Origin of the sequence: Candidatus Endomicrobiellum agilis (genome assembly GCF_020328115.1) — a bacterium.
Lineage (GTDB): Bacteria > Elusimicrobiota > Endomicrobiia > Endomicrobiales > Endomicrobiaceae > Endomicrobiellum > Endomicrobiellum agilis.
This window is the reverse complement of sequence record NZ_JAIXMW010000002.1, coordinates 204,979-223,232: the sequence shown is the minus strand read 5'-3', so window position 1 is coordinate 223,232 and position 18,254 is coordinate 204,979. Positions and strand designations below refer to the sequence as shown.

Here is an 18,254-nt window from a genome sequence, read left to right as displayed (position 1 = left end):
GCGAGACGTATTTAAAGAGGCAGTTTGAATGTTATATGTATTGTAAGCAGTCCATCGCACAATGGAACTGTTTTTTTAAGATGGTCGTAACAAGTTTTTCTGATCATGCGGTATATATAACTTGGGGATTGAATAGACTTCCACAATATTCTGTGTGAATATCTTCTAAAGGGCGAATTACGTCAAGTTTGGTTATAGTCTGTTATATAATATACCGCAGCGTCGCCATGTTGAACACCGCGAGCAAGATATAAGCGCGTTGCCGTCCAGCACATAAATTTTCATCCATCAAACTCACAAATGAAGCCGCGAAGAAATTATAAACTTTTATAGTATAATTACGCTGTCTGTTTATGATTTTCACATTATAATCTTTGTATTGTTTAAGCAAATCGCTATTATCTTCTAGCTGCAAAGACTGCATACGAAGCCAATATGCTCACGGGCTGGCAAAATTTCAGTGAAAGCAATGTCAGTATAAGGCAATGCCTTCGTTAAAAAAGAATATTTTATGGGAGCGGCTTCTGCTTTTTTGTTGTCGTATCACTTATATATATTGGTTGCAGGCGTTGTATATTCTTGTCCGCGTTTCACAGCTTGTCAAAAAGCACAAATTCATATATATGCTATTAATTTTTTCCTCTATAGGTTCTTACCTTTTATATCCGCTGTAAAAAAACCAATTAATATAAAACAAGAATGTCTTTTAATACGTATGCAGTCCGGTCAGAGATTGTGTTTTAGACAGCGAAATAAGAAGCAAAATCCTCTTTTTTCTCTTTTGCGAAACCTTTTGCGGAACTTGGCATGACGCATTCAACGATATTACGTCGCTTTCTTACAGTTATTTTTCTTTTATAATTTTTTTATAGATGATGATAATCGCTTCAACAAGCAATATAAATATTGTCAAAGTAAAACAGTTAGCGCCCTAATGTATTCCCTATATGCTTTTCTCTTCAACAGCGTTACGCCAGTTATTTTATAGGTTTTTAACAGTTATTGAATGTCTATAAAAATCGCAATATTTTTATAATTGCTTTTTCATCGTCCTTATTTTACTTTTTATCCGTATGTTCCTTTATTCGCCAATCCGCTTATAGCAATAATTTGCAGAGAAGCCATCGTCCTCCGCTCTCATGATAACCTATAGCGAAGCCGCTGTTCTCCTCATTAATAAGCAAGTCTAGGGTATAGCTTTTAGATATCGCGTAAAAAGTTACAAAAACTGCCGCCAGCCAAATTGTCAAACTAACTATCATATAAGAAATGACTCGTCTCGGCTATCCTATAGAATGCTTCATTGCCGTAAATTTCCAGTTTTCAAGGCTTGAGTTGCTTTGACGCCGCATGTCAATAATATTTTAACTTTTTTATTCTTTCTTTTGTTTAATGCTTATGTTTTTCGCTCACTCTTTTGAGGCATCAGCGCGCTATGACAATTTACATGATCTTTCCGACATAGTATCCAACAATAACGCATATGCCCATAACAAAGACAAAAGCCGCCCACTTTGAACGATATATACGCAATCTTGGAATGCGTTTCATCATCACAACAGGCATCAAATATGCATAAATAGCAACGACAGGACCAGATAAAGCCCCGAGTATAGTCAGAATTGAAAGATTACAAACCGATAAAAACCATATCATGGCAAATAACGCTACAGTGCTAAACATTTTCATTTTACTAAGATTCAATTTATCCTTAAGCGCAGGGTTTTTCCAAGCAATAAGCTGGATAATAATGCCGTTTAAACCGTCTCTAGTTCCTTCAAAATGTCCAAAATATGAACTTGCTATCGCAAGAAATGCAACAAGCGGAAAAACATATTGCAAAATAGGACTATTATAAGCCAAAGAGAGCGTTGTCAGCGCGTCTTTATTAGTCCTGTAAGCGTCAAGCAGCATTTCAGGCGTGCTGGCAAAACAAACAGAAAGTAAAAAAAACATAACAAAAATCAACAAAAGAATAGATGTCCATTTAATTACAGTATCCGTATGCCCGACTGCTTCGTCTATGCTCTTGTATTCTTTCCTGTAAAACGAGGCTAGCGAAGAGCAAACCGGCGAAAAATTCATCGCAAAAACTAAAAGCGGCAAAAGCAGAAAAGTATATTTTAAGAAATTTTTCATAGTAAACGGTTCGTAAAAAGATGACAAATTCCAATGCGGAATCAAATATACAGAAACAAAAAACAACAGAATTATCAAAGGAAAAGTCGCAGCGGACGTAATAATAACCATAACTCTCGCGCTCCCGAGCAACATCATAGTCATGCATAGGAGAACTATGAACGTCAGCAAAGGTCTTGACACTTCAGCGAAGTGCAATTGATTAACTAAAAACGAATTTATAATGTTAGTTAAACCTGTGGAATACCCGATGCAGGCAGTGACAATTGATAAAAAGTAAAGAATGGAAATAGTAAATCCTACCGTGCGGCCTAAGTCATGTTCTATCGCTCCGACAAAATCTGTCGCTTTAGGGCAAGAAGCAATTATTCTAGTTACGCCTATGTGCGAAACGTAAGTGACTGGGAAAATTATTAGCGTCAAAAGTATAACAGACCAAATACCGCCCGGTCCGACTTGAGTCGGTAAATACAACATACCTGCTCCGACAGCAGTGCCAAAACACGTCAAAACCCACCCTCTATCAAAATTGTTCACTTTTAATTGTTCTCCTTTAAAAAAAAGCAAAAACGCCAATTTATTAACTTTCAGCGCCTTTACTTGCTTGCCAATTTACCTAGCGTTTATCAATTATATATATAATAACTTTTGTTTATTTTGTCAATTCTATGCACGCGCAAACAGCACTCGCTGTAAAATATTAACAAATAAACAAAATCCAGCAGAAAATAAACAGAAATTTTAACGCCCTCATTTAAAGCGCAGTTAAAAGTTTCAAAGAAAACAAAGCGCTCGTAAAAAAATGGGAAAACGAACGGTTCCTCAAGGTTCAAACCTATTCAGGATAATTTCTACCGTTTGAGCGGCGGCTATCGCGGCAGTTTCTTTATGTATTTCATTGTTCTCTCGGCGTTATTTAGGTGAAAGTAGTCGGAGACAATGCAGACCGCGAGCATCAATAAAAATATTTTTGGGACACCTCTGAAGTGAGTTAGGAAATAACAGCTCCTTGCGCTTAGACAGAAAGCGGCTCTACATAAAGTCTCACATTTTCAAGTTTCACGGACTTGCCAAGTTAACACTCGACAGTCTTCCAAATTTTATGCAATTTAACATATATAACAGCTGTTTAATTCTAGCTCGACATCATGTTTATATAAAAGCTTGAGCGCCTTTTTACTTGGACGTTTCGGTCGCTCAAGTACTAATTACAAGCGCTACTTAGAGATGACCATGATATCTATCTCACCGCTATCTCTGGGTTCCCGCTACAGTCCGCTAACTCTTACGGCGGTTAACGCTGCGCCGGACCGGCCAGCCAAATATCAGCATGCCAAATCCTTTAATTATCTGTCAGCTGCCGGCATCTGCTTCCGTCATTGATACGACTAAAAATCATTGCCGCTATAAGACATGTTAATTTTTTCATTTTACTCTCTTTTTTTAGCCAATGTTCAGATTCAAAGAATCCGCTATTAAACTTTTCTTGGCGTGAGACGGCGCTGCGCCGGAAATAAGCAAAAATCTTACATCCGCCGCTTCATCTTTTTCTGGTTCTTTGCCCTGCATTCTCATCAATTGTGCGGAACACCGATATTTGCTAACTTGTTTAACTCTTTTTCATATTTTCATACATATTAACAATGTTCAGATTAATCCTTCCAAGTATATCCATATCACCGTTTTGACTTTTAGAGTTCATGTCGTCCGTTTTTGCTTACATCGCATTGATACTACCTACGCACCTCGCTAGGTCTGCTTTTTCTTCTTTTCTCTCACCATTTGTTTTGTCATATATCCGTCTGCGCAACAAACAATATTAACGGCACTATCTTAGCAGTGCGGGCGCAGACGTTCCACCATGCATACAAAAAATTAGCCTCATTCCATTTTGCTGCCATACGCACGCCAAACCCGTCGCTATTTGCTCCCTCTGGCAGTTATTGTTATTTATCGACGTTTTTTGCCGAAGACTGCAACAACTGGCACTATCAAACATACCGCTATTACTTTCTTCGTTTTTCCTCTTTATTCATGCTTATCATATTATTTGTAATATAAATAAAGGCAACGGCGATTATAAACGTTCAAGTATTGTGTTCTTCTTTACAAAACGATGACAAGCAATTTTGCTCTTCGCGCTGCAAGCCGCTCCAAACCACGACTGTTCATTCAGATATTTCCACATTTACCGCTATTAAGCTCTCAATTACTATGCCAATGGTTGGAAATTCTGGTAATTTTACCTCATTTTCTTCATTTGATAATATGAACTATTGTTCAAAGGCTTAAAAACTTTTGAGAAGATTGAAACTTACGCAAAGGCAAAAATTGATTTAAAATCTTATAAACCCGATTTCTATCGTGTGTTTCCTTTGGAGAAAAGATTTTTATGATTTTTCCGACTTTCCTTTTTTGACAAAACCTGTTTTTAAAGCATTTTATGATTTTCAATTATGTAATAAATCGAGAGATTTATTTAATTTATTCGCTTGACTTGCTTGCAACGTCTTTGAAAGATTGTCACCTATTACGGATTACTTACTTTTTTAAAGAAACATTTCCCAGAAACGTGCGATTTTCATAAATCCCACATTGATGTTATTGTATTTCAGATTATGTCTTTGGACTATAATTCTGGTTCGGTGATTAGTTTGGCTAACTATGTTGAGGATATTGCCTCTCAAATTAGATAATTAAGAAATTTGCGACAACGCTCGAATACACAACTTCAACTCTGTTCGGTTTTTGAAATAAAGAATACTGCCGACTTTTTTCTCGGGGGAAAATTTTCCTTTTATTGTCACGGTTATCGGCTTCTCAGCGATAACAGGAAGAAGAGAGAGCTGAAAAAGAACTTTAATATTTTTATTATACTTCTTTCTCAAAACTTCCTCACTCTGAGGTTTATAAACACCTTCATTCTTTCCGTCCGGCGTTTTCTCGCCCGCTTTGAAACCAGCAAGACTCAGTCCGTTCGTTCTTATCATTACTTAAAACACATTTTTATTCATCAAACGTCCGTTTAAAAATATAATCAACATTTTTAAATTGTGACTCGACATTACAATTTTTCTTTATTTCTTCCGCGGTTAAGTATTCTTTTATATCGGGGTTTTTTAAACACGCTTCTTCCAAAGATATTCTGCTTTCTCTAGCGTCAAAAGCCGCGACCTGAATCAAGGTATAAGCGGCTTCTCTTGACAGTCCTTTATCTACAAGAGAAAGCAGCAATGTTCCGGAGAAAATAACGTCTTTTGTCTTATCCAAATTTATCTGCATATTTTCAGGATAAACATTAAGCCCCGACAACAAAGTCTGCATTCTTACAAGCATATAGTGCAAAACTATAGAAGCGTCGGGAAGCATAATTCTCTCTGTAGAAGAATGGCTTATATCGCGTTCATGCCATAGCGCAATATTTTCCATCGCGGTTGCGGCATAGCCTCTGAGAAGTCTTGCAAGCCCGCATACATTTTCAGAAATTATCGGATTCCGCTTGTGAGGCATTGCAGACGAACCTTTTTGTCCTTTTGTAAAAGGCTCTTCGGCTTCTGCGACCTCAGTTCTCTGTAAGTGTCTTATTTCCGTCGCAATTCTTTCGAGAGACGCGCCCGAATGAGCAAGCATCGATAAATAAATTGAGTGTCTGTCGCGCGGAACAATCTGCGTCGATACAGACTCCGGTTTTAAATCCATTTTTTCACACACATATTTTTCAACTTTCGGATCTAAATGAGCCATAGTGCCTACGGCGCCAGAAATCTTTCCATAGCTTACAGTTTCAAGGGCAAAATTGAGTCTGTCTAAAGATCTCATGATTTCACAGTACCATGAAGCCACTTTCAAACCGAACGTCGTAGGTTCTGCATGAACGCCGTGCGTTCTCCCCATTACCGGAGTCATTTTATACTTCTTTGCCAGACCGGATAATATAACAGCCAGCTTCTTTGTTTCGCCAATAAGCAACTTTGCCGCTTGTCTCAATTGCGCTCCGGTAGCGGTATCCAAAACATCGGAAGAAGTCATGCCCAAATGCAAAAATCTGCCCTCAGGACCTGTAGTTTCAACAACCGCCGTCAGAAAAGATATTACGTCATGCTTAACGGTAAGTTCGATTTCATTAATTCTTTCAACGTTAATTTTCGCCTTTTTCCTTATTATCTCCACAACTTCTTTGGGAACTGTCCCAAGTTCGGACATAGCTTCGGCAGCGAAAATTTCAACATCGAGCATTTTTTTAAATCTGTTTTCATCTGACCAAACAGCAGCCATTTCAGGCTTTGTATAACGCTGTATCATTTGCCAACCTCTTGTACTTTTTATCTAGTTTGTCTTAATCTCAAATACACTATAATAAATAGATAATAGAAATCTCAGCAACAAACTCTGACTCAAGCTTAAAGCAACAGCAGAAAACTCAAACTTGCCATCTCGGATTTGAGAGAAAGAGAATCCGCTATGTCTTTATTAAAATTGTCAATCTTTCTTTTAAACTTTACCTTCAATAACTTTTTTTATTGCTTCCGGATATATCCGGTGTTCCACAGCTAAAACTCTTTTTGAAATATCTTGCGGGGTATCGCTTGCAAACACTTCAACTTCCCGCTGTATAATTATTTTTCCGGTATCATATTCTTCCTCTACAAAATGCACCGTCGCTCCAGATTTTGTTTCTCCGGATTTTACAACGGCTTCGTGGACATGGCGACCATACATTCCCTTTCCGCCAAATTTCGGCAGAAGAGCGGGATGTATATTTAACATTCTGCCGCGGTAAGCGCGTATTATTTCCCGTCCAATCATTCTCATATAACCTGCAAGACAGACAATATCTGTCTCTGCATTCCGCAGCTCTCTTAATATCGCACCGTTAAAAGATATCTCATCTTCAAAACTCTTTCTTTCTATGCAAACAGCTTTTATATTCTCATTTCTCGCCCGCTCAAGAGCATAAGCGCCGGGATTATTTGAAATAACCAAAACAATTTCGACAAGTCCTTTCAATATTCCTCTGTTTACAGAATCCGCTATGGACTGCATATTTGAACCGGATCCGGAAACTAAAACCGCAAGACGTTTCACAATCTAACCTCTGTTTTTTTTATATCTCCACTTGAAAATCTCACATTTTAAACTAGATTCAGATAAGCAAACCAGACGGCGACTATAGGGACAAAGTTAATACTCTCATACATAAAAATATAATCAGCGGAAAATAATCTGCTCTCATAAATTTATATAAAAAAAAGACAATAAATTTTCATAATGTCTCTTTCTTTGTTTTATCTACGCTTCTCGTTAAAGTCCAGAGATACTCTCTTCAACTTTATTTTTTCGCATTTTAAAACTATTAGAAACGCATTTATACAATCTGCTAACAATGCCTCTGCCACATTCTATAACAGTCAACAGCAAAAGATTAGCCGTTTCAAATTCCTGCGGGGCTTACTCAAGAAAATTCGCTATCCTTCTTTTGCGTTTTATGCCATCGGTAAAATCCGTACCGCAGCTATATATTTTTCAACTCTTTTAACGCATTAAAACACCGCATGAAAAGGCAAATTATAAATCATCTCTCTTTTCTTATAGCAGCACGTTTTAAAAATGCCGGCATTCTCTGTAAAATATGCCTTATACGCGCATACTGTGCCGCTCAGGAACAAGTTTTGAGCAGAATTTCTTTTTGCCGCAGAGACCTCGCCGATGCATCCTTTTCTCAGAAGCGGCAGGGCGGAGGAATATCAGCAGCTATTTCTCAATCAATATTTCTGAAAACGGTCACTATATAAGTTCAACGCCTCTTTCGCCCTCTTCAACATAACCTATTTTTTTTGCGCTTTTAAAAAACTCTTTTACCTGCAAAGCAATTTTAGGGCGCACAATTAAAATCATGCCTATTCCCATATTGAGCGTTCTGTAAATATCTTTTTCCGGCACATTGCCTTTTTCCTGCACAATCTTAAAAATTTCAGGAACTTTCCAAGAACTTTTCTCAATAACAGCCCTGATATTCTGAGGCAAAATCCTTTCTATTTTATCGTAAAAACTTCCGCCTGTAATATGAGCAATACCGACTATATTCTGTTTCTTCAAATTAAATTTTGCAATAGCCGCAAGGATTTCTTTAACATAAATCTTTGTAGGAGCAAGCAGTTGTTTTGAATACTTTTTTAATTCGCCGTCCGAAAAAACTTTTCTTATAAGAGAATAACCGTTTGAATGCGGACCGCTTGACGGCAGTCCTACTATAACATCGCCGGAGTTTATCTTACTTCCGTTTATTTCTTTGCCTTTTTCAATTATACCCACTGAAAAACCCGCTAAATCGTACTCGCCATTTTTATAAAAGCCGGGCATTTCGGCAGTCTCGCCGCCTATAAGCCGCGATCCTGACAATTCACATCCTTTAGCTATGCCTTTAATAACCTGTTCCGCCTGACCTACATTGAGTTTGCCACAGGCAAAATAGTCTAGAAAGAAAAGAGGTTTCGCCCCTGCGCATATTAAATCATTGACATTCATCGCAACTAAATCTATTCCCACCGTATCATGCTTGTTCAGCAGAAACGCAAGTTTCAGTTTTGTGCCGACTCCATCTGTTGAACTCACAAGATTATATTTTGTTCCGGCAATGGGAAATAACCCGCCGAACCCGCCTATTCCGGGGAGTTTCTTTTTAAGTCTTTCTACAAGCTCATTTCCGGCATCGATATTGACGCCCGCTTTTTTATAAGTTACTGCCATCTTATCCCTCTTTTTGCTTTGTCCATCGTGTTTTCACTTCAATATATCCTCTCCCAGTAAAACTTTTTTGCCGTTTTAGAAAAGAGATAAATCGCTTTTTTCAAAAATAATATTTAAATTTATTATTTTTAATATTCTTCACAAGTTTAATTTCCAACACCAATATTGACACCTGTTATATAGCTGTCTATTACAGCGTTTATTTTAAAAAGCTCTCCAACATACACTATTATTTTAAATAATATAACGTCTGATTGCGGCGATGTCTAAATCATATTTTTAAACGTTATTTTCTGCTGCCGGGTTTCACCGCGATGCTGCCTGCCTTACATATCGGACATTCATCTTCTTTAAAACTTTTCACTTCAAGACTTAAAAGAGAAAATCTCGGAACTCCAAAATCAACTTTTCCCGCGCTTCTGTCAACAAGCGACACAACAGCAACTACTTCAGCGCCTACGGGTTTAAGGGAATCTATAACTTCTTTTGTAGAAAGCCCCGTTGTTATAACGTCTTCAACCACTAGAACTTTCTCGCCTTTATTTATTGAAAAACCTCTTCTCAAGCTGACTTTACCATCAACTCTCTCGGTAAATATTGCACGCGCATTTAACGCCCTTCCCATTTCGTGCCCTATAATAACGCCGCCTAGCGCAGGAGATACGACAACGTCAGTCTTTATATTATTTTCTTCGATTCTCTTCGCAAGTTCTTCAGCAAGCCGCGCAGCTTCTATAGGATATTGCAAAATCAAAGCCGCCTGAAAATACGTGTCGGAATGAAGTCCGCTTGAAAGTTTAAAATGCCCGCTTAAAAGAGCTCCGTTTTTTTCGAACAGTCCTTTAAGTTCTCCTTGTCGCATTTTTTACCTCCTTCAACAAACTTTGACTTTTTAAATATACTTTTCGCGCCCAAAATTATCAAAACAATCCCCATTATAACATTCAGCGCCTGCACAATAAAACTCGGCAAAAATGTGCCTACAAGTCTGCCAATGATAATTATAAAAATCATAAATATAGGCGTAGTCAACAAAAAGCCAAACGCAAAAACACTTGCGTCTTTCAACTGCATATTGCGTTTGCTTATTTCAAGCGAAAAGACTCCCGCAATAAACAAAATTGTAATGGGATTTGCCATATTCAGTCCAAATAGCCATAAGAATATATCATGATCTTGAAAAGTATTGGCATTGACAGCGTTCCCCGTCTTTATAAACAGTACTCCAAATATCACTAATATAATACCGACAATAATATCAAAAACCCGCTGATATTGCTGTATTTTTTTCATGACAACGGATATTGAAAGAACAGCTAAAAACGTGTATATAATATCTGAAAGCGTTATGCCTACGACGCCTATAAGCAGTTTGCTAATCGGCAGAGATAACGACAATCGAAAAACCAGCATACAAATAGGACCGATACTGCCTACCTGTAACAAAAATCCTATTTTTAACCCTTCAAGCAACAACTTATTAGTCTTTCCTGTAGAATAATTCATAAAACCACTTTAACCTTTATTATACTCTCATAAATACTTTTCACAACTTTATAAGGACTTGCAGCTTTCAATATAGGTCTTCCGACAACTATAAAGTCCGCGCCTTCTTGAATTGCAACTTCCGGAGTCGCCACTCTTTTTTGATCATCAACAGCTTCCGCAAGCCTAATACCGGGAGCTATGACGCTAAATTCCTTTCCGCATTCTTTTTTTATAAGCGCTGCTTCAAGCGGCGACGCTATTACGCCGTCGGTTTCGCAAGCTTTCGCAAGCCTAGCTCTTTTTATAACTTCTTCAGGAACCGTAATCTGGCTTGTCAAAACCGTTACCGCCCATATTTTAGGCCTGTTCTTAACGGAAGCGGCAGCCTTGAGCATCTCTTCCCCGCCGACTGAATGAACAGTCAAGCTGAAAACGCCGAGTTCGTTTGCAGACTCAACGGAACGCTTTACGGTAGCAGGTATATCGTGAAACTTCAAATCCAAAAATACTTCTTTTCCGTTGTCTTTTATCATTTTTATTATTTCTCTACCGGACCGCAGAAATAATATCGGTCCTACTTTGTAAACATCGACATAAGGAGACGTTTCTTTTACAAGTTTTTCAGCTTCTTTAAAATCGCAGACATCTAGTGCTAAAATAATTTTATTCATTCATCTTCCTGATATAACGTTTGCTGTCAAAACAAGTTCACAGACAGTTTCAGCTTTTTTATTTTCCTTATTTTCTGTCATTTTCATCTTGAAAGGACAAAGCTTTTAAAAATCTAATATTCTCATTATTTTCCCTAATCCTCTAAGATTTTGCAAATAAAGCGCTCCATCTTTTAGAACGACAAACCGCAATAAAAACCTGCGTCATTTTAAACAGTATTGACACTGCCGATCACTTCTCTTATCGATTTGATATTTTTTCCTCTCAATATACTCTCAATTTCATCGATAACTTTTATTAAATTTCCGGGAGAAACCAAACTTGAACTTCCAACGCTAACAACCGTCGCCCCAGCAAGAATAAATTCAACGGCATCTTCTCCCGTCATTATGCCGCCGCAACCTATAATTGGTATTTTTACGCTTTGATAAGCATCATAAACGCAACGCACCGACATAGGCTTTACACAAGCGCCTGACATACCGCCTTTTACCGTAGAGAGTTTAGGTTTAAAAGTCCGGATATCTATAGCCATTGCCGGATAAGTATTCGCAAGCGTCACTCCGTCAGCACCAGCATTCTGCGCCGTTAGCGCAAGCTCAGAAATATCAGTTACAAGCGGGGAAAGTTTAGCAATAACGGGAATTTTTGATACTTTCTTTACGCCTCTTATCACATCTTGCATTAAAAGCAAATCATGGCAGATTATCTTCTTCTTAAGATTAGGGCAGGATAAATTAAGTTCTATAGCCGATATGCCGTTTTGTCTGTCAAGTATTTTCACCGTTTCAACATATTCGCTCACTGCAGCCCCTGCAACACTTACTACTACAGGCACGCCGATTTTATTTAATTTCTCAAGCGGTTCTTCAACGAAAGCCTTAACACCGATATTTTGTAATCCAATAGTATTTAACATTCCGGAAGCGACTTCGGCAATTCTCGGCTGCAAATTTCCGGCGCGAGGTTCCAAAGTAATAGTTTTTGTTACAATACCGCCAAGTTTTTCCAAAGGAATTAAATCTGCAAGTTCATAGCCATAACCAAAGGTACCAGATGCCGTAAGCACGGGATTTTTCAATTTAATTCCTGCAAAATTTACGCTTAAGTTCGGTATCATTTTACTCCAATTATTTTATTTAGAAACATATTTTTCTCTTGTTTCATATTTCACTTCAGACTCAAAAAGGACAGGTTGCGCGTCATAATTAGCTCTATTATTTCTAAATTTCAATTTATAGTCCTCTTTAATTGCTCCGTTACCATTCAGTCTGTTAATTACCATGTCATAATAGGGTTTGTGCAGTTCGCTCGAAATAAAATTTCTTCCCAATTCTTTACACAAAACAAGTTCAGAACCAGATCCTCCAAACAATATCTGCACCAAATCATTTTTTTTTGTTGAAGACTTTATCAGCATTTCTACCAATCTTAACGGAATTTGGCAAGAATGAAAAGTTTTATCTTTAGATACATTTTTTACTAAATCGTAATACCACCAAGAATACGGCATCCGACCGCTTGAACCCTTCGCCATTCGCTGCTGAATTCTTTTATCTGCTGGATTTTGATAAGAAACAACAACTTGGTCTTTATAAAAATTATTATCTTTTGACTTCGTTGCATGCAGTATTGATCTGTGCGCTGTCGTAAATTTTTTATAAGAATGTCCTATATTAGTATTATAAACCCAAACATAATCAAAAACATTGTAAGCTTTGTCATCTAAGTATTTCACCCTCAAATAGGCATTCTGTTTGGGATAGTTCATCATAAATAAGTTACCCTCAGGCTTTAAAACTCTCATGCATTCACTAGCCAGTCCTATATACCAATTTATATATTTATCCCATCTTTGAGTATATTTTTTCCCGTTATAATTAATACCTACATTATAATCAGGATCGCCATATACCATATCGATTGAATTATCAGGAATTCTCTTTAATGTTGACAAAACATCTTCATTGAATATCTTGTTTATAATTTCATTCATCTTCAAATTCTTTCTTTTTTAAATGATATTCTCTCTTTTTCAGCAACTTTACACTTGTTATATCCAACGGATTTTCAAATGTATAATTATACAATCTTATTATAGAATTACCTTTGTTTTTCTGCCTAATAAGGTAACATGCTGTCAATTTTTCAATACCTAATTTATTATTCTGTTTCAGATTGTAATAATATCTGAAAGGATTATATAATTGATAAATGTTGAAATTTTCCGTCCATCGATTTAATTTAGAATTTTTGCCCTCAAAAACAGTAACATATCCAGCATTTTCAAGAGTTAAATCTATTTCTATTTGTAGATTTTCAAAACTCAATTTTTCATTGCCCGCAAAATATTCGAAGGAAACACCTCTTTTTCTTTCGCTGCTATACATTTTAGGAATACCAATATCATAATTTTGATATCGGTATAGAAAGTCATGCAGAATTTTCTGATTATTTGCAAGGGATAAAATACTAGCTTCTGATACAGAAAAATCATTCAAAATACTTGGTCTATATTGCCATTCAATGACTTCACTATCATCCATCTTTTCAAAAGTGTGGTATCCTTTATCTATGCCTTTTACAAACTTATGCTTTCCATTCCCTAAATGGACTATAAAATAGTCAGCTTTAATAACAGTTTCTGGTAATTTAGATATATCATCTATCTTCGTCATATCATATGGATTTGTATTTGAATTACACTTTCCAACAACAGTTTTTACTAATTTATTGTCAAATTCAATATTTGAATGATAACACTTACCCGCTCAATATCAATCGGCTTTTCGAGAGGATGAAGATACATTAGTTTACGCTTTTTTTCTACTTGCTGACGCTGATATAATTTATACAAATGCACCGCCAAAGACGACAGAATTATTAAAAGCAAAGTAACTTTTATCAAGTTAAAGCTTGGGTACTCTCTAACACAGGGACAGAAAGTCGCTGTTCAATCTCCTTGTCTTTAGTACCTTCAAGTACGTCAACGACAACGGACTTTTCTCTCTTCCCGCAGCCGGTAAACATAAAAGAAAAAATATGTTTTTCAATTTATTATTCTATTTTTCTCACTACCTCGATAAACGTTGTACATTTTAAAATTGGTTTCAGACGATAACATTTTTTTGAGATACTTATCAATCTTCTTTTTTTCTTTTGAGAGTTGTATAACGCAAAACTTTTTTCTGAATAATATTCTTTTATTGCAACCATTACAGCTCAGCTCTTATTTTTTCCCGCATTTACGGCAGAAAATCTCTTCTTTTTCTTCTATAGGTTCATTTTTTTGAAATTCCAATTTATCGTCAATCAAGCGACTGTTTAAATTCGCAATAAATTCTGTCAAACCGCACTTATGAGGCTTCATAACTTCGATATCAGTATTTTACAATTCCAAACCTTCAATCTCAAAAATGGGACCGTCCTTACAAACCATTTTACTTTTCCCGTCTATTTTCACGGCACAGCCCTGACAGTTCCCTATGCCGCACGCCATTTTTTCTTCAAGAGAGACAAAACCTTTTAGACTCTTTTCTTTAGCAATCTGCAAAACCTTTTTAAGCATAGGGGTGGGTCCGCATGCAAACAGCACATCGCCGTCTTTTAAATTTTTTGACAGCATATCAGTGATATAACCTTTATATCCTTCTGAACCGTCTTCCGTAGAAACGACAACTTTCCAGCCTATTCTTTTAAATTTGTCAAGACACAACAAATCTTTTTTTGAACGAGATCCGTAATATAAAATCCCTTTTTTCTTTAATTTAGCAGCAAGAAAATAGACTGACGCTATTCCCGTGCCACCTGCGACAATAACAGGATTGAAGCTAATATCTTTAATCCCTGCCGACCATTTTTTGGATAGGGAGAGAGAAGCTTGTGGAAAAAACATTGAAGATACGCCGGGAGTTAAATTGTATCCTCTGCCAAGAGGACCGAGCATTTTAATCTCGTTACAACCGCCTCCGCGAGAAAAAACCGATTTAGAGGTACGTCCCATTTCAGACAGAATTTTTGTGCCTTTGCCAACAACGCCATATAAAAAACTTATAGTATCTCTTTTGACATCGTGAACACTCAGAGGGCGGCGCAAAAAAACGTTCGCAATACTAATCATAAAAAACTGTCCGGGAGAACAATACTTAGAAACGTCGTCCGCTTTAACTTTTAACTCAAAATAACCAGTACATACTTCTCTATTAGAAATTATTTTACAACTCTTATCGAATCTTTTCAGCGTACACATTATGCCCTCATCCGTCCCGCTTCTATCCTCGCCATCAGCGAAAAGGAAGAAAGGAAAAAAAATAACAATATAATAAAAGATTCCAAAACAAATTAAAAATTACTAAAATACCTTGCGTTTAAACGCAAACATAAATAAAGAAGCGATTAATCCCCGATAAAACACTTAAGCAAAGGATATAATTTTCATTGAAATACAAAAAAACAATGCGGCTAGACTTGCCAGACTATATTTCCCGCCACTATCGTCATAACTGCACCGCCTTTAAACTGTCTTCCGATAAAAGGCGAATTCTTACTCTTTGAAATTATATTTTCTTTTTTAAATTCATAAGAATATTTCGGATCGATTATAGTAATATCGGCAACACTTCCTTCTTTGAGAGTGCCTCTTCCTTCAAGGTTAAAAATTTTTGCAGGATTGGAAGTCATTTTTGATATTGCTTCGGAAAGACTTAAAACACCAGTATCAACTAGCTCATTTAAAATAAGACTTAAAATCGTTTCAAAACCTATAATCCCAAACGGAGCCAGATCAAACTCCCTATTTTTTTCTTCCTGCATATGCGGAGCATGGTCTGTCGCTATACAATCTATTGTTCCGTCTGCAAGACCTTGTTTTATGGCATCGATATCCTCTTGTTCTCTCAAAGGAGGATTCATTTTCGTATTCGCATTATAAACTCTTACAACGTCATCAGTCAAAGTAAAATAGTGCGGACAGGTTTCCGCAGTAACCTTTATGCCTTTTCTCTTCGCCTGCCTCACCAAATCAACTGAACCCGCAGTAGAAACATGCGCAACATGCAGATAGCCGCCCGTGAGTTCTGCAAGCATTATATCGCGGCTTACCATAACTTCTTCGGACTGTTTTGGAATACCTCTCAAACCCAGAACCATAGAATTTTTTCCTTCGTTCATCACACCGTTTTTACTCAACTCTTTATCTTCGCTGTGTGAAATAACGGGAAGTTTAAACATTTTTGTATATTCCAAAGTACGGCGCATAATTTGCGAATTTGATATCGGAAGACCGTCGTCGCTCACCGCAACAATCCCAGCTTTTTTAAGGACTCCCACTTCAGAAAGTTCCGCGCCATGCGATCCTTTAGTAGCGCAACCTATGGGGAAAACATTTACAAGACCCTCTTTTTGAGCTTTGAGAAGAACAAACTCAACAGTCGGAGCATTATCAATAACAGGCTTGGTATTAGGCATACAAAAAACTGTCGTTATCCCGCCTTTTGCAGCCGCACGCGTCCCCGTATAAATGGTTTCTTTTCCTTCCTCGCCCGGTTCTCTAAGATGAGAATGAACATCAATAAGTCCCGGAACGGCAATTTTTCCTTTACCGTCAACAACCTTATCAGCATTATTTAAAAATTTTGACACAATTCTGCCATTTTCAATAAAAATGTCGCCGGTAGAATCCTTCTTCTGGAGCGGATCGACTATTTCAATATTTTTAATTTGAAGACGCATCTTTCCTCTTTGGTTTTAAAAGATATAAAACCGCCATCCTCACCGCTATTCCGTTTGTAACCTGCTCGTTAATTACAGCATTGGGACTGTCGGCAACATCGGAAGATATTTCTATACCTCTGTTCATAGGACCGGGATGCATAATCAAAACTTCAGGCTTCGCCATAGCAAGCCTTTCTTTTGTCAGTTGATAAAGTTCAACGTATTCATGGACCGATGGAAATAAATTTTCCTGCTGGCGTTCAAGCTGTATTCTCAAAATATTTACAACATCAACTTTTTTAACAGCCTCGTCTAAATCGTAATACACTTTTACGCCTAAATCCTCAATATTGGGAGGAATCAAAGTCGGCGGTCCTGCCACCGCAACTTCTGCTCCCATCTTTGTCAGCGCCCAAATGTTCGACTTTGCCACCCTTGAATGCAAAATATCACCTACAAGCAATACCTTTAATCCATCAATTTTTTTCTTCTTTTCATACATCGTATACAAATCAAGGAGACCCTGCGTAGGATGCTCGTGAAAACCGTCACCTGCATTTATTACGGACGCATTGAGATTTCTTGCAAGTATATCGGGCGCTCCCGCCAGAGAATGTCTGATGATTAGATAATCCGCTTTCATCGCTTCAAGGGTTTTGCCGGTATCTACAAGACTTTCGCCTTTAACAACACTCGAGGCATTCACAGTAACATTTATCACATCGGCAGAAAGTCTTTTTGCGGCAATTTCAAATGAGTTTCTTGTGCGGGTGGAAGGTTCATAAAAAAGCGTTGCCACTGTCTTACCGATTAACGTCGGAGCCTTTTTAACAGACCTTGTAAAAAGACTTTTAAAAGGCTTTACAGAATCTAAAACCGTCTGTAAGTCCTTTTTATCCAGATGTTCGAGACCAAGCAGGTCTTTACGGTTGAGAGACATTCTCTGTTCCTCTATAACATCGTTATTTTATAAATGTAACTCTATCCACTCCGTCCGTTTCCTTACATTTAATTCTTATTAATGCTCTGCTCTGATATTTTATTCCTATATATCTTGCTTCTATGGGAAGCTCCCGAAATCCTCTGTCAACCAAAACTGCAAGTTGAATGGATTTAGGCCTGCCAAAATTCATTAGAACGTCCAAAGCCGCTCTAACCGTTCTCCCGGTACAAAGAACATCGTCAACTAAAATTATATTTTTCCGACTCATATCAAAAGGTATCACAGTATCTTTTATAACAGGCATTTTTGAATCGAAATTATCAAGATCGTCTCTGTAAAGCGTAACGTCCAAAGTTCCGAAAGGAATTTGAGATATATCGACTTCGGCAAGTTTTGCAATCCCGGCAAGAATTCTTTTTGCCAAAAACACGCCCTTATTTTGTATTCCGACAACAGCGGTTTCGCGGATATTTTTATTATCATTAGAAATTTCTTTTGAGATCTTACTTACCGCACTCTGAAATGCTTTAGTATCAAGTATAATGTCTGGCAT

At 37.3% G+C, this 18,254-nt stretch carries 16 protein-coding genes; all 16 read right to left on the bottom strand.

All coding sequences use genetic code 11. The features are described 5' to 3' along the window. Positions 1-1,443 precede the first annotated feature (1,443 nt). Entirely contained in the window at positions 1,444-2,676 is a 1,233-nt protein-coding gene (locus LE179_RS02335) for an amino acid permease (RefSeq protein ID WP_374128765.1), read from the bottom strand. Between the two features lie 2,159 nt (positions 2,677-4,835). Further along, entirely contained in the window at positions 4,836-5,129 is a 294-nt protein-coding gene (locus LE179_RS02330; protein ID WP_374128764.1) for a hypothetical protein, read from the bottom strand. 16 nt (positions 5,130-5,145) lie between these two features. Continuing rightward, a complete protein-coding gene (gene purB / locus LE179_RS02325; protein ID WP_374128763.1) occupies positions 5,146-6,441 on the bottom strand; it encodes an adenylosuccinate lyase in 1,296 nt (431 codons plus the stop codon). Between the two features lie 189 nt (positions 6,442-6,630). Next, positions 6,631-7,224 (bottom strand): phosphoribosylglycinamide formyltransferase, encoded by a 594-nt coding sequence (purN, locus tag LE179_RS02320; RefSeq protein ID WP_374128762.1) that lies wholly within the window; start codon positions 7,222-7,224, stop codon positions 6,631-6,633. 699 nt (positions 7,225-7,923) lie between these two features. After that, complete coding sequence (gene purM / locus LE179_RS02315) at positions 7,924-8,886, bottom strand: phosphoribosylformylglycinamidine cyclo-ligase (RefSeq protein WP_374128761.1); 963 nt, start codon at positions 8,884-8,886, stop codon at positions 7,924-7,926. 286 nt (positions 8,887-9,172) lie between these two features. Next, complete coding sequence (gene pyrE / locus LE179_RS02310) at positions 9,173-9,748, bottom strand: orotate phosphoribosyltransferase (RefSeq protein WP_374128760.1); 576 nt, start codon at positions 9,746-9,748, stop codon at positions 9,173-9,175. Further along, entirely contained in the window at positions 9,697-10,392 is a 696-nt protein-coding gene (locus LE179_RS02305) for a LysE family translocator (protein WP_374128759.1), read from the bottom strand. The genes pyrE and LE179_RS02305 overlap by 52 nt, the downstream gene beginning before the upstream one ends. Continuing rightward, the gene (gene pyrF, locus LE179_RS02300; protein WP_374128758.1) at positions 10,389-11,045 is read right to left on the bottom strand and encodes an orotidine-5'-phosphate decarboxylase; all 657 of its coding nucleotides are present in this window, start codon (positions 11,043-11,045) and stop codon (positions 10,389-10,391) included. The genes LE179_RS02305 and pyrF overlap by 4 nt, the downstream gene beginning before the upstream one ends. A gap of 209 nt (positions 11,046-11,254) precedes the next feature. Further along, positions 11,255-12,166 carry a dihydroorotate dehydrogenase gene (locus LE179_RS02295; RefSeq protein ID WP_374128757.1) on the bottom strand — a complete coding sequence of 304 codons (912 nt, stop codon included), beginning with the start codon at positions 12,164-12,166 and terminating at the stop codon, positions 11,255-11,257. A gap of 15 nt (positions 12,167-12,181) precedes the next feature. Further along, on the bottom strand, positions 12,182-13,042 hold the full coding sequence (locus LE179_RS02290) for a site-specific DNA-methyltransferase (RefSeq protein WP_374128756.1): 861 nt from the start codon (positions 13,040-13,042) through the stop codon (positions 12,182-12,184). Then, the gene (locus tag LE179_RS02285; RefSeq protein WP_374128788.1) at positions 13,035-13,793 is read right to left on the bottom strand and encodes a hypothetical protein; all 759 of its coding nucleotides are present in this window, start codon (positions 13,791-13,793) and stop codon (positions 13,035-13,037) included. The genes LE179_RS02290 and LE179_RS02285 overlap by 8 nt, the downstream gene beginning before the upstream one ends. A 482-nt stretch (positions 13,794-14,275) precedes the next feature. After that, the gene (locus LE179_RS02280; RefSeq protein ID WP_374128755.1) at positions 14,276-14,416 is read right to left on the bottom strand and encodes a hypothetical protein; all 141 of its coding nucleotides are present in this window, start codon (positions 14,414-14,416) and stop codon (positions 14,276-14,278) included. Between the two features lie 18 nt (positions 14,417-14,434). Beyond that, entirely contained in the window at positions 14,435-15,295 is an 861-nt protein-coding gene (locus tag LE179_RS02275) for a dihydroorotate dehydrogenase electron transfer subunit (protein WP_374128754.1), read from the bottom strand. 212 nt (positions 15,296-15,507) lie between these two features. Continuing rightward, entirely contained in the window at positions 15,508-16,776 is a 1,269-nt protein-coding gene (locus LE179_RS02270) for a dihydroorotase (protein ID WP_374128753.1), read from the bottom strand. Then, complete coding sequence (locus LE179_RS02265; protein ID WP_374128752.1) at positions 16,760-17,698, bottom strand: aspartate carbamoyltransferase catalytic subunit; 939 nt, start codon at positions 17,696-17,698, stop codon at positions 16,760-16,762. Before LE179_RS02265 ends, LE179_RS02270 begins: the two co-directional genes overlap by 17 nt. A gap of 22 nt (positions 17,699-17,720) precedes the next feature. Beyond that, a complete protein-coding gene (gene pyrR, locus LE179_RS02260; protein ID WP_374128751.1) occupies positions 17,721-18,254 on the bottom strand; it encodes a bifunctional pyr operon transcriptional regulator/uracil phosphoribosyltransferase PyrR in 534 nt (177 codons plus the stop codon).

Excerpts from the sequence above, each read along its gene's own strand:
- LE179_RS02330 (WP_374128764.1), bottom strand. The coding sequence starts at position 5,129 with ATGATAAGAACGAACGGACTGAGTCTTGCTGGTTTCAAAGCGGGCGAG.
- purB (WP_374128763.1), bottom strand. The coding sequence starts at position 6,441 with ATGATACAGCGTTATACAAAGCCTGAAATGGCTGCTGTTTGGTCAGAT.
- purM (WP_374128761.1), bottom strand. The coding sequence starts at position 8,886 with ATGGCAGTAACTTATAAAAAAGCGGGCGTCAATATCGATGCCGGAAAT.
- pyrE (WP_374128760.1), bottom strand. The coding sequence starts at position 9,748 with ATGCGACAAGGAGAACTTAAAGGACTGTTCGAAAAAAACGGAGCTCTT.
- LE179_RS02305 (WP_374128759.1), bottom strand. The coding sequence starts at position 10,392 with ATGAATTATTCTACAGGAAAGACTAATAAGTTGTTGCTTGAAGGGTTA.
- pyrF (WP_374128758.1), bottom strand. The coding sequence starts at position 11,045 with ATGAATAAAATTATTTTAGCACTAGATGTCTGCGATTTTAAAGAAGCT.
- LE179_RS02295 (WP_374128757.1), bottom strand. The coding sequence starts at position 12,166 with ATGATACCGAACTTAAGCGTAAATTTTGCAGGAATTAAATTGAAAAAT.
- LE179_RS02290 (WP_374128756.1), bottom strand. The coding sequence starts at position 13,042 with ATGAATGAAATTATAAACAAGATATTCAATGAAGATGTTTTGTCAACA.
- LE179_RS02280 (WP_374128755.1), bottom strand. The coding sequence starts at position 14,416 with ATGAAGCCTCATAAGTGCGGTTTGACAGAATTTATTGCGAATTTAAAC.
- LE179_RS02275 (WP_374128754.1), bottom strand. The coding sequence starts at position 15,295 with ATGTGTACGCTGAAAAGATTCGATAAGAGTTGTAAAATAATTTCTAAT.
- LE179_RS02270 (WP_374128753.1), bottom strand. The coding sequence starts at position 16,776 with ATGCGTCTTCAAATTAAAAATATTGAAATAGTCGATCCGCTCCAGAAG.
- LE179_RS02265 (WP_374128752.1), bottom strand. The coding sequence starts at position 17,698 with ATGTCTCTCAACCGTAAAGACCTGCTTGGTCTCGAACATCTGGATAAA.
- pyrR (WP_374128751.1), bottom strand. The coding sequence starts at position 18,254 with ATGCCAGACATTATACTTGATACTAAAGCATTTCAGAGTGCGGTAAGT.